The 10,630-nt window shown below is 54.3% G+C and carries 16 protein-coding genes; 15 read left to right on the top strand and 1 reads right to left on the bottom strand.

Features of this window, described 5'->3' with window-relative positions; all coding sequences use genetic code 11:
* The 9 genes from DW949_RS13115 to DW949_RS13690 form a co-directional block, all read left to right on the top strand.
* Positions 1-408 (top strand): phage major capsid protein (locus tag DW949_RS13115; RefSeq protein WP_118023617.1); only part of this gene is annotated, 408 nt, incomplete at its 5' end.
* 3 nt (positions 409-411) lie between these two features.
* Positions 412-693 carry a head-tail connector protein gene (locus DW949_RS13110; protein WP_065360647.1) on the top strand — a complete coding sequence of 94 codons (282 nt, stop codon included), beginning with the start codon at positions 412-414 and terminating at the stop codon, positions 691-693.
* A 13-nt stretch (positions 694-706) separates the two neighbouring features.
* Positions 707-1,048, top strand: a complete 342-nt coding sequence (locus tag DW949_RS13105) for a phage head closure protein (RefSeq protein WP_233539604.1) — start codon at positions 707-709, stop codon at positions 1,046-1,048.
* Positions 1,035-1,454, top strand: a complete 420-nt coding sequence (locus DW949_RS13100) for an HK97 gp10 family phage protein (protein WP_118023619.1) — start codon at positions 1,035-1,037, stop codon at positions 1,452-1,454. The genes DW949_RS13105 and DW949_RS13100 overlap by 14 nt, the downstream gene beginning before the upstream one ends.
* Positions 1,451-1,915 (top strand): DUF6838 family protein, encoded by a 465-nt coding sequence (locus DW949_RS13095; RefSeq protein WP_118023620.1) that lies wholly within the window; start codon positions 1,451-1,453, stop codon positions 1,913-1,915. The genes DW949_RS13100 and DW949_RS13095 overlap by 4 nt, the downstream gene beginning before the upstream one ends.
* On the top strand, positions 1,896-2,978 hold the full coding sequence (locus tag DW949_RS13090) for a phage tail sheath subtilisin-like domain-containing protein (RefSeq protein WP_118023621.1): 1,083 nt from the start codon (positions 1,896-1,898) through the stop codon (positions 2,976-2,978). Before DW949_RS13095 ends, DW949_RS13090 begins: the two co-directional genes overlap by 20 nt.
* A 14-nt stretch (positions 2,979-2,992) precedes the next feature.
* Complete coding sequence (locus DW949_RS13085) at positions 2,993-3,421, top strand: phage tail tube protein (protein WP_022227242.1); 429 nt, start codon at positions 2,993-2,995, stop codon at positions 3,419-3,421.
* A gap of 13 nt (positions 3,422-3,434) precedes the next feature.
* Positions 3,435-3,851 (top strand): hypothetical protein, encoded by a 417-nt coding sequence (locus tag DW949_RS13080; RefSeq protein ID WP_118023622.1) that lies wholly within the window; start codon positions 3,435-3,437, stop codon positions 3,849-3,851.
* A 26-nt stretch (positions 3,852-3,877) separates the two neighbouring features.
* Entirely contained in the window at positions 3,878-4,021 is a 144-nt protein-coding gene (locus tag DW949_RS13690) for a hypothetical protein (protein ID WP_199595929.1), read from the top strand.
* A gap of 30 nt (positions 4,022-4,051) precedes the next feature.
* On the opposite strand, the gene DW949_RS13075 is transcribed toward DW949_RS13690, so the two are convergent.
* Entirely contained in the window at positions 4,052-4,747 is a 696-nt protein-coding gene (locus DW949_RS13075; protein WP_118023623.1) for a hypothetical protein, read from the bottom strand.
* Between the two features lie 79 nt (positions 4,748-4,826).
* Between DW949_RS13075 and DW949_RS13070 the strand changes: the two genes are divergently transcribed.
* The 6 genes from DW949_RS13070 to DW949_RS13045 form a co-directional block, all read left to right on the top strand.
* A complete protein-coding gene (locus DW949_RS13070) occupies positions 4,827-6,947 on the top strand; it encodes a phage tail tape measure protein (protein ID WP_118023624.1) in 2,121 nt (706 codons plus the stop codon).
* Positions 6,947-7,681, top strand: coding sequence for a hypothetical protein (locus DW949_RS13065; protein WP_118023625.1), 735 nt, complete (start codon positions 6,947-6,949; stop codon positions 7,679-7,681). Before DW949_RS13070 ends, DW949_RS13065 begins: the two co-directional genes overlap by 1 nt.
* Positions 7,656-9,170, top strand: a complete 1,515-nt coding sequence (locus tag DW949_RS13060; protein WP_118023626.1) for a hypothetical protein — start codon at positions 7,656-7,658, stop codon at positions 9,168-9,170. Before DW949_RS13065 ends, DW949_RS13060 begins: the two co-directional genes overlap by 26 nt.
* A gap of 6 nt (positions 9,171-9,176) precedes the next feature.
* Positions 9,177-9,596 (top strand): DUF2577 domain-containing protein, encoded by a 420-nt coding sequence (locus DW949_RS13055; protein WP_065360657.1) that lies wholly within the window; start codon positions 9,177-9,179, stop codon positions 9,594-9,596.
* Positions 9,589-10,038 carry a DUF2634 domain-containing protein gene (locus DW949_RS13050; protein ID WP_118023627.1) on the top strand — a complete coding sequence of 150 codons (450 nt, stop codon included), beginning with the start codon at positions 9,589-9,591 and terminating at the stop codon, positions 10,036-10,038. The genes DW949_RS13055 and DW949_RS13050 overlap by 8 nt, the downstream gene beginning before the upstream one ends.
* The coding region (locus DW949_RS13045; protein ID WP_199595930.1) for a baseplate J/gp47 family protein at positions 10,035-10,630 on the top strand (596 nt) is incomplete at its 3' end. The genes DW949_RS13050 and DW949_RS13045, both read left to right, overlap by 4 nt.

Raw genomic sequence — 10,630 nt, 5'->3', positions numbered from 1 at the left:
ACCTTTGATGATGTCATCGACCTGTATCATTCCCTGCGCATCCCGTACCGCCGCAAGGCCGTATGGCTCCTGAACGATTCCACTATCAAGGCCCTGCGTAAGGTCAAGGACAACAACGGCAACTACATCTGGCAGCCGTCCGTCACGGCCGGGACGCCGGATACCATCCTGAACCGTCCCTGCTACTGCACATCCTTTGCTCCGGAACTGGCGGCCGGCAACCGTCCCATGCTCTTCGGCGATTTCAGCTACTATTGGATTGCCGACCGGGAATACCGCTCCTTCAAGCGGCTCAACGAACTGTATGCCGCCAACGGCCAGATTGGTTTCCTCGCAAGCCAGCGCGTCGATGGCATGCTGATGTTGAAGGAAGCGGTCAAGGCCCTGGAGATGAAGGCGAAGGGCTAAGCCATGCTGGTCAGCCTGGAAGAAGCCAGGGAATATCTACGGATTGATGAAGATGATACGTCCAATGATGACGTCATCCTGTCTTCCCTGGAAACGGCCCAGGCCTTGTGCCTGGACTTAGCCCGCTGCGAGGAAGCGGATGCCGAAGAGAATCCCGTCGTGTTTCATGAAGCCATCCTCTATGCCGCTGCCTTTTTGTATGAGCATCGGGAAGAAGCCGATTATTCCGGCCTGCTGAAGCGGCTGCGGTGGCTGCTGTTCGGGGTGCGGCGGAGCTGTTTTTGAAAGGGGGATGCCCATGAAGACCGGGCTTTTGAACAAACGGATTGAAATCCTGGGGAAGCAGGCGGCAATGGATGCGTACGGCTTCGACACCCAGACCGACGTCGTGGTGTACCGCTGCTGGGCATCCATCGAGCCTGCCCGGGGCAAAGTGTTCTATGAGATGGAACGCAAGGCGGACACGGAGTACAGCAAAATCACCATCCGCTGGCGTCCTGGCGTTACCCACGACATGAAGGTGAAGTACCAGAATCACCTGTACGATATCGATACCATCGTGGACCCGTACATGCGCCACGAAGCCCTGGAACTGTACTGCACGGAAGAAGTGAGGGGGACGGACAATGAGCGGAAATGACTTTGAGGTCAAAGGATTGGATGACCTTTCGGAAAAACTGCTTTCTATCATTGAAGAGTTTCCCGGCACTGCTGAAAAGGGCCTAGTGACGATTGGCAACAAGCTCAGGAAGGAATGCGTGAAGAACACGCCGGAAGGCAGCACGGGCAAGCTGAAGAAAGGCTGGAAGCACAAGGTGGAAGGCTATAACGGTTCGGAGCTGACCTATGAACTGGTCAATCGGCACCCGGTCCATCACCTGCTCAATAACGGCCATGTCAAGAAAACGCCGGGCGGCAGGACCGTTGGCTATTATGAAGGCCAGCATTATACGGAGAAATCCGTCAAAGCCTTCAAAGCCCGGGAATTGCAGCCAGGCCTGGAGAAACTGGCGAAAAAGCTCCTGAAGAAAGCAGGCGGCACATGATCCATGACATTGACATCCTGCAGGCCATACAGCAGAAGCTGAAGGAACGGTTCCCGTATCCCGTGTACCTGCAGGAAGTGAAGGAAGGGTTCTGTCCGCCAGCGTTTTTCCTGAAGACGATGACGGTGGCTTCGCCCCAGGGACGCAAGGAAGTGTACCGGGATACAGATATGTACATCACCTATATACCGCAGAAGCAGACGGCCAGTGTATCCATCTATGAAGTGCTGGCTGCTGCAGAAGACCTGTTCCGTGACGGGATTGCCGTCCAGGACAGGTTTTTTGCTGTCCGATCGATGAACGAGGAACTCATCGGGTCCGACAACGACGGCGGCCGGCTGACGCTGACCGTCCAGTACTACGATTCCGCCGATGAAACGGAAGCAGCCGAACGGATGAAAGTGCTGCATCAGCGGTATCGGGGAAAGGAGACAACGAAATATGAAAATGCCATCCATTAATGTCGTGTTCAAAGAAAAAGGCATCAGTGCCATCGAGCGCAGCGAGCGCGGCATTGTCCTCATGATCCTGAAGGAAGAAACACTGCCTTCGGTGACGGAAGTGACCCTGTACACGGCAGATGACATCCCCAAGGAACTGTCCGACAGCAACCGGGAGCAGCTAGAACTGGCGCTCCGGGGCTATGTGAACAGCCCGAAGAAGGTCATCGCCGAAATCATCAGCAGTGAAGCCGAGGACTATACGGATATCCTGAAGGTCATCGAGAACAAGCGCTTCGATTACCTGGTCATCCCGGACATCGGAACGTCGCACATCGATACCATCGCCACCTGGGTCAAGGGGATGCGTACCAATAAAGACAAGATGATCAAGGCCGTCCTGCCAGACTGTACGGCAGATACGGAAGGCGTCATCAACTTCGTCAACAAGACCATCCGCACGAAGAGCAAGACCTATACGACGGCCCAGTACTGCAGCCGCATTGCCGGCATCATCGCCGGGACGCCCATGACGATTTCCTGCACCTACGCACCGCTGCCGGAAGTCATCGGCTGCGATGTCTGGACGAAAGAGGAAATGGACACCATGGCCGGGGCAGGGAAGCTGTTCTTTTTCTTTGACGGCGAAAAGGTGAAACTGGCCCGGGGCATCAACTCCCTGGTGACCACCATCCAGGACAAGGGGACGAGTTTCCAGAAAATCAAACTCGTGGACCTGATGGATATGATGCACGATGATATCCGCACGACGGCCCAGGACCATTACCTCGGGAAGTACGCCAACAGCTATGCGAATCGCTGTCTCCTGGTGACGGCCATCCAGGGATATCTTGACCAGCTGGCCCAGGAAGGGCTGCTGGAACAGGACCAGAACACAGCCTATATCGATGTGGAATCCACGAAGATATGGCTGGAATCCAACGGAAAATACACCAAGGCGGAATTGGCAGACATGTCCGATATGGACATCAAGCTGGCCAATATCGGCAGCAATGTGTTCATCGCCGTCAAGGCATCGCTGCTGGATGCCATGGAAGACGTGACGATTACCATCAATATCTGAGGAGGTGAAGCCGGATGAACAGTATGGAAGCCAAACGGGTCATGAACGGCAAGTACGCCGATCTGTATATCGACGGCGACCTCATGGCCGAAGCAACGGCATTCAAGGCCGAGGTCACGCTGACCAAGGAAGAAGTAAAGATGCTCCGCCATGTGGGCAAGGGCTACAAGGTCACAGGCTACGACTGCAAAGGCCAGCTGAAGCTGCATAAGGTGTCGAGCTACATGATCCGGAAGATGAACGACAACATCAAGGCGGGCAGGCAGACTGTCGTGACTATCGTCTCCGTCCTGGATGACAAGGATGCTATCGGCAGCGAGCGCATCGTCATCAAGGATGCGACCTTTGACAGCCTGATTCTGGCCGACTGGGAAGTGGACAAGATGGGCGAGGAAAGCTACAGCTTCACCTTCTCGGATTGGGATTTACTGGATTTAGCATAAGGAGAACAAGCACATGAATATGGTAGACCGGCTGCTGAAAGCAGATGTAGTGAACAAGCTGGCCGAACGGCCTGAGAAGAAAGTGAAGATGGAACGGCTCTCGAAGCTGTTCGGGTTTGATTTTGTCATCACGCTCCGGGCCATCGATCCGGAACGCTATGCGGATATTCAGAAGATGGCCGTGGACTTCACCAACGGCAGTGCCGATAACATCGACATTTATCAGATGCAGACCCAGACGCTCCTGGCAGGGATTGCCGACCCAGACCTCAAGAACAAGGACCTGCTGGAAAAATTCGGGGCCGTACTCCCTGGCGACATCATCCGCAAGCTCTTCCTGGCAGGCGAAATCGCCGACCTCACGGCACAGATTACGGAACTCAACGGTTATACGACCCAGGAAAAGGCAGACAAAGCCGTAAAAAACTGATCCGGACCGATGGCGAAGTGCAGGCGATGTATCTCCTGTTCCGGGAGCATCACCTGCTGCCGTCAGCGGTCATGAAACTGGGATACGGTGAACGGCAGGTGCTGTATGCCTTCATCCACTATGAGATGGAAGAACGCAATAAAAAAGTATCTTCAGCATTATCGGATTAACTGCTGAAAATACGGCTATCTGGCATAAAGTCATAAGGTAGGCTCAATCCACTTAGATATTTCATAGACGAAGTCGCTTTTTTTCTTGCATTGTGGGTGGCCGACACGTAGTACATGAAAGGTTTGATTGCCCAGTGTGGAAATGGCTTCCTGCCAGGGCATTTTTCTTTTCCCAATATCTTTAAAACCGTTGTAATGAATATTATAACGGTCAAAGACGTTAGGGATGTAATCGTCATAATACCAAGATGTATAAAAAATGACATGAGTAGGATGTATTACCTTTAATTCCTGCTGAAGGACTTTTAGGTTTAGGATACAGTTGGATTTTACAAAATCTGAGGTAGTATCCTTTCCTCCGGAATTGTTGCATTTGACAATATTGGTAAATGCGATGTGTTCTATGGAATCGTCACCGAATATTCTCAGAGTGATAGCACGAGTATAGCTCCAGTATGGCCAGCTTTTGTTCCACAGAGATTCACGGGTATATTGAAAGGGATTGCGGAAGCCGTCTTCAATCGTGCCGGGATTGTTTCTGGCATTTTTACCGACAAATAGAATTCTCTTGGAAGTTTTATTAAAATCGGAACCTACGCACCAACAGCCAATCGGCAAGGATAAACGCTCTCTCTTATGACATTCTTCACAGATTTTGCAAGTTCCAAGTTCCATATGGTGATATCGTTCAGCTAATCTTTTTTCTGTTTCATTGAAATAGCGCATTGGAATTCCTCCGTAAAGATAGATTTCTTTTATCTTACTATATTTTTATAGCTGTAACAACATTGAGAGGTGATATCTATTGGCCAATAACGTCATCGATGCTGCTATCCGTTTGCGGGATTTGTTCACGCCGACGGTGCGGAGCGTCAATGCCATCCTGGGAACCATGAAGGCCCAGATGGCGGCGGCAAAACAATCGATCAGCGGCCTGTCGGACAAGCTGACGGAGCATGAGCGCATCCAGAAACGGACGGCAAAGAGCATCGAGCAGACGGGAAGCAAGATTTCCGGTATGTCAGACAAGATGGCCCTGCTGTCGGCACCTATCCTGGCGGCTGCGACGGCAGGCTTCAAGCTGCACAGCGACTTTGCCAATGGCATCGCCAAAATTTCGACTCTGGTGGATACGACGGTCGTTTCCATGCAGAAGGTCAGTGATGAAATCCGTGCTGTCAGCGATGAGACCGGGGCAGGCGTTGCCGACCTTTCCGAATCGGTCTACCAGGCCATCTCGGCGGGTGTTGATGCCGGCCATGCTGTAGGCTTTGTCAAGGATATGACCATCGCCGCCAAGGCCGGGTTCACAGATACGACAACTGCCGTAAACGGCGTCACGACCGTCCTCAATGCCTATGGTAAATCGGCAGAAGAGGCCACGGCGGTGACGGACCAGATGCTCCTGGCACAGAACTTCGGCAAGACATCCTTTGGCGAGATGGCCCAGTCCATGGGCAACGTCATCCCCATTGCGGCACAGCTCAATGTCAGCACCCAGGAACTGTTCGGTTCCATCGCCGTCCTGACCAAGAACGGTATCCGGACCAGCGAGGCCATTACAGGACTCAAGGCGGCCTACAGCAACATTCTGAAGCCGTCTTCTGAAGCGGCGAAACTGGCTCAGTCCCTTGGTCTTGAGTTCAACGCGGCTCATTTGCAGAGCGTAGGATGGGTGAAGTTCCTGGGCGAAGTGAAGCGGGCCACGGACGGTGATGCCGAACAGATGGCCCAGCTCTTTGGTTCTGTCGAGGGCCTGAACAGCATCCTGGTCCTGACGGGCAAGGGAGCCGGGGATTTCGATAAGGTCATGGACCAGATGGCCCAGTCTGCCGGCATGACCCGGGAAGCCTATGAGAAGATGCTGACCCCGTCGGAGCAGATGCAGATTGCTATGAACCAGCTGAAGAATGCCGGGATGGACCTGGCTGTTTCCTTTACCCCTTATTTCAAGACCATGTCCCTGCGGGTGAAGGAACTGGCGGCCTGGTTCCGGTCGCTGACGCCGGAGCAGAAGACGCTGATCGGCCAGGTGGCTTTCGGCATCGTGACCTTCCAGCTCTTCGGTTCCACCCTGGGACGGGTGCTGACGATAGGCGGACGGGCCTTTGGGACGTTCAGCTCCATCGCCGCGGGCATCAGCAAGGCCGGGAGCGTATCGAAGTATCTGGCTGCCCAGTTCAAGGGCCTCATCACGGTGGCAAGAGGCATCGCCATCGTTGCCAAAGGCATGGGCAGTACGTTACTGACAGTGGGCAGGCTGATGATTACGGTCATCCGGGCAGTCGGCGCAGCAGCGATGGCCAATCCCATCCTGATTGTCATCGCTGCCGTCATCGCAGGGCTGTATCTCCTCTGGAGCAACTGGGATACGGTTTCGCAGTATATCGAACAGGCCATCCAGGCGGTGTCGGATGCTGTGGATGCCGGGATGCAATGGATTGCTTCGGCCTGGGACGGAGCCATGAACGGCATCAGCGAGACGGCTTCCAGCATCTGGGAGAGCATCAAGGATACTTTCCGGAGCGGCGTGAACTGGGTTATCGACCAGGTGAACGGACTCATTGCCAGCGTCAACGGTCTGTCCATTGACATCCCGTCTCTGACAGGCGGGGCGCCGACTCATGTGGGATTCAATATTGAACCCATCAGTCATTTTGCCGGAGGCGTCGAGAACTTTGGCGGTGGTTTTGCGGTCATCAACGAAGATCGCCGGGGCGAGCTGGTCCACCTGCCAAACGGCAGTACCGTGGTCCCGCATGATGAAAGCATCCGGCAGGCTATGAACGCAGGCAGCCACGCCATCACTATCCGCATCGACACGATGAACGTCCGCAGCGAGCAGGACATCGATGCCGTAGCCGACAAGCTGGTGGAAAAGATCCGGCTGTACGGCATGAACCGCATGAAAGGAGCTACCATCTGATGGCCTCATTATTAGAATCCATCCTGAATGCCATCGGGCAGGCGTCACAGGATCTGACGATTTCCCTGGCTGCGGGCAGCTCTGTCGTGACCTTTCCCGTGCTGCCTTCGGAACTGATGGTTTCCGTCAATACGAATCATGGCACGGTGAATATCAACAACTACGGGGAGTATCTCATGAAAGGCAGGACCGGGCTGAAGTCCCTGACGCTGGCGGGATTTTTCCCCGCCCAAGATTATCCCTTTGCCATGATGACACTGTCGCCTTATACCTATATCGCCGAACTGGAAGCCATGCGTACAGGCGGCGAGGTCTGCCAGCTCACGGTATCGGACACGCCCATCTCCATGCCCTGCCTGATCAGCTCTTTCAAGTTCGGGGAAAAGGACGGCAGCGGCGATGTGTATTATGAACTGGCGCTGACGGAATACCGCTATGTCACAGCGGCGGAAACAGGGAAAACGGATCCGGCAACGGGGCTGAAGAAACGCCCTGAGTCGTTCTGGCAGAAACTGAAGAAGAATATCACCTATTATCCGGGCGACAGCATCGGCAACGTCGTGGGCCGGGCCGTCGGAAAATCGGTCACGCTCAATAAGGAGCAGTTCTCCAAGTTCCAGGTCTACCGCAGCATTATCCGAAACGGCGGCCTGAAAACAGGGGACATCATCCGGCTGACGACCATGAACCTGAAAAGGAATGATGAAAATGTTCCAGTTGGCAAAGATAAATAAGGCCGATACGGAAAACCAGCAGGCAGATAAACCGCAGAACACGGACTTATCTGCCTATGCCCTTTCCTATACCTGGTCGGGCGATGTGGAGCAGGCCGGGAGAAAGCTGGAATTTGATATCGCCTATACCACGAAAGACAAGGACTGGACGAATGCCGTTCTGGAGCTGGGAGATGAAGTGTGTTTTTCCTATACCGATGAGGTCACGCAGGAGACGTATCCCGTTTTTCAGGGGCGCATCTTTTCCCGGAGCCGGGACAGCGAGTCTTATTCCATGCGCTTTGTGGCCTTCGACAACATCATCTATCTGGCCAAATCCCGCATTACCCGGAAATACGCCAATGTGACCGTGGCGGATGCCATCCGGCAGACCATCCATGACTTTTCGATTGAAGCCGGGACGATGCCGGACCTTTCTGTGGTATGCAGTTTCATCGCCGATGACATCTCAGCGACCGATGCCATCAAGCAGGCGCTGTCTTACCAGTCGGCACAGGATGGCAAGGGGTATCACATCTACATGACGGACGGGAAGCTGAATGTGGTCTGTACCAATGACCAGGTGGTGGAGAACTTCCTTATCAGCGATGAAACGAATCTCACTGGGGCATCTGTGTCCGAGTCCATCGAAGACATGGTGTCGAAAGTAGTCGTGGTAGACAGTGCAGGACAGACGAAAGGAGAGATGCCGAATACGACCGACATCGAAAAGTTTGGCACCATCCAGGCCATCTGCAAGGCCGACCCCAAGCAGGACGATGCCTCGCAGGCCCGGGCCATGCTGAAGACCGTCGCCCATGACATGTCCGTCAAGGCGCTCGGCCATATCCAGTGCATCGCCGGCTTTTCCGTGGACATCCAGGAAGAACAGCTCAAAGGGCGGTTCTTCATCAAATCGGACAGCCATCGGATTGAGGGGAACAGGCACACCATGGAGCTGCATCTGGTCTTCCATAAACTGCTCGATGAGCAGAAACAGGAGCTTGACAGTGCGTCCTATAATGCGAACCCGGATTACGTGCCGCCAGCAGCGGCCGCTTCGGGCAGCTGGAGCGGGGCGTCCATGAGCGGGAATGCCGCCGGAGGCGATGTGGTGGATTCGTGCATGGAGAATTTTGATGGCACTGTTTCGCCTTATGGCTCCAATGGCTGCGTGGACCGGGCGACGGTTGCCGCAGCTGGTTATTCGCCCTTTGCTGCCCAGGAATACAACCACAACGTCAAAGGCTGCGACCAGCTCCGGGCCGATGCCGAAGCCCGGGGACTGGCGATTCCCTACGACCCGGCACAGCTGGAGAAAGGCGACATCATCATGTACAACCGCTACAGCAAGCCGGACCCGAACTGGCATGTCGTGGTCTATGACGGCAACGGCGGCTGCTGGGGCAATAGTTCCAGCGTGTACGGGTGTTTCCATCATTACGAAGGGAGCATCGACATGGGGAGCGACTATTATCCGGCGACCATCATCAAGACGTCAAGGGGGTGACGGGAAATGCAGAAAAATCCATATATCAGCCTGCTGAACCTCATGGAGCAGGTATCGCGGAGCAGCAACAGCCCGTCCATCCAGATTGGCGAGATACTCCAATCCCCGCCGGACATCCAGGTGAAATACAATGGCATCGTCCTGACCAAAGAGGAGCTGTGGATTTCCCATTACCTCCTGGCAGGCTATGGCAGGACAGCCCGGGGCCATCTGGTATCGGCTACGCAGAACCGGGCAGGCGGCAGCGGGGATGCGGCCTACCAGTCGCATAACCACGATATCCATAACGACTACACCGATTCAGTGATTACCACAGATACCTTGAAGCCGGGCATGAAAGTCGCCATCATGCCCATGCTGGTGAATGGGAAAATCCAGCAGTATGTGATTTTAGATGAGATTGTGAGGTTGGACGGATATGGCTGATCCTTTTGTGGCAATGGCATCCGGAGAGAATGCTGCTGCCAGAGAAACATTGCCGCTCCTTGCGGAATACGGTTATGACTTCGAGAAACACCGGTTCCGCTATGACGAGAACGGGAACAACATTACCGTTACGGAAGACGAAGCCCTTAAGGTGTGGATTTATAAAGCTCTGATGACAGAACGGTACAGGTATCTGGCCTATCACGATGAATACGGCATCACCATCGAACCATATCAGGGGACGATGCCCAACAACATTTATACGGCAGACCAGATCCGCCAAAACATCCGGGAGGGCCTTTCCATCAATCCCTATATTGCCCGGATCAACCGGGTAGATGTGGAACGGCAGGAGAAAGATGATTTGTTTATTTTAGTGGATGTGACATCCATTTACAACGATGAAAGTCTGACTGTCACCGCAGAAAGGAGCCTTGCATGAGCAATTTGTTCGATGCCCAGACTAAAGACCAGATTGAAAGCCGCATGGTGCAGACCCTGCACACGCTGACTGATACGGACAAGACGGCTATCGAGGGCTCGTTTGCCCGGGACATGATTGATACCAATGCTGTGGAATTTGAGAACAGCTATGCGGAGATGGCCATGCTGCGGGACGCGGCTTTTGCCGAAACAGCCTGGGGCGATTATCTGACGCTCCGGGCCGAGGAATTCGGCATCCAGCGGAAACAGGCGGTGAAGGCCAATGGCAAGGTGACGGTCACCGGGCAGTCCGGGGCCTACATCATACGCGGCAGCTTGTTCCAGACCAAAGACGGGCTGCGCTTCTATACGACAGAATCTGCTACGATCCCGGCGGATGGAACGGAAGCAGACATTGCTGTCCAGGCCGCAGATACAGGGGTGAAAGGGAATGTGGCACCGGGGACGATTACGGAAATTCCTTATTCCATCCCCAATGTGTACAGCGTGACCAACCCGGAGAAATGCACGGACGGAGCCGATGAAGAATCCGATGCGGCCCTCCTGGCACGGCTCCTGTTCCGGGTCCGCCAGCCCATCACGTCCGGCAA

This window comes from Megasphaera sp. AM44-1BH (assembly GCF_003467125.1).
Taxonomy (GTDB): Bacteria; Bacillota; Negativicutes; order Veillonellales; family Megasphaeraceae; genus Megasphaera.
The sequence above is the reverse complement of the archived record's forward strand: the minus strand, read 5'-3'. Positions and strand labels throughout refer to the sequence as shown.

What these genes read in the sequence shown, in the direction of transcription:
- DW949_RS13065 (WP_118023625.1), top strand. Translation starts at nt 6,947, where the DNA reads ATGGCCTCATTATTAGAATCCATCCTGAATGCCATCGGGCAGGCGTCA.
- DW949_RS13690 (WP_199595929.1), top strand. Translation starts at nt 3,878, where the DNA reads ATGTATCTCCTGTTCCGGGAGCATCACCTGCTGCCGTCAGCGGTCATG.
- DW949_RS13050 (WP_118023627.1), top strand. Translation starts at nt 9,589, where the DNA reads ATGGCTGATCCTTTTGTGGCAATGGCATCCGGAGAGAATGCTGCTGCC.
- DW949_RS13110 (WP_065360647.1), top strand. Translation starts at nt 412, where the DNA reads ATGCTGGTCAGCCTGGAAGAAGCCAGGGAATATCTACGGATTGATGAA.
- DW949_RS13105 (WP_233539604.1), top strand. Translation starts at nt 707, where the DNA reads ATGAAGACCGGGCTTTTGAACAAACGGATTGAAATCCTGGGGAAGCAG.
- DW949_RS13090 (WP_118023621.1), top strand. Translation starts at nt 1,896, where the DNA reads ATGAAAATGCCATCCATTAATGTCGTGTTCAAAGAAAAAGGCATCAGT.
- DW949_RS13075 (WP_118023623.1), bottom strand. Translation starts at nt 4,747, where the DNA reads ATGCGCTATTTCAATGAAACAGAAAAAAGATTAGCTGAACGATATCAC.
- DW949_RS13060 (WP_118023626.1), top strand. Translation starts at nt 7,656, where the DNA reads ATGTTCCAGTTGGCAAAGATAAATAAGGCCGATACGGAAAACCAGCAG.
- DW949_RS13100 (WP_118023619.1), top strand. Translation starts at nt 1,035, where the DNA reads ATGAGCGGAAATGACTTTGAGGTCAAAGGATTGGATGACCTTTCGGAA.
- DW949_RS13055 (WP_065360657.1), top strand. Translation starts at nt 9,177, where the DNA reads ATGCAGAAAAATCCATATATCAGCCTGCTGAACCTCATGGAGCAGGTA.
- DW949_RS13095 (WP_118023620.1), top strand. Translation starts at nt 1,451, where the DNA reads ATGATCCATGACATTGACATCCTGCAGGCCATACAGCAGAAGCTGAAG.
- DW949_RS13085 (WP_022227242.1), top strand. Translation starts at nt 2,993, where the DNA reads ATGAACAGTATGGAAGCCAAACGGGTCATGAACGGCAAGTACGCCGAT.
- DW949_RS13080 (WP_118023622.1), top strand. Translation starts at nt 3,435, where the DNA reads ATGAATATGGTAGACCGGCTGCTGAAAGCAGATGTAGTGAACAAGCTG.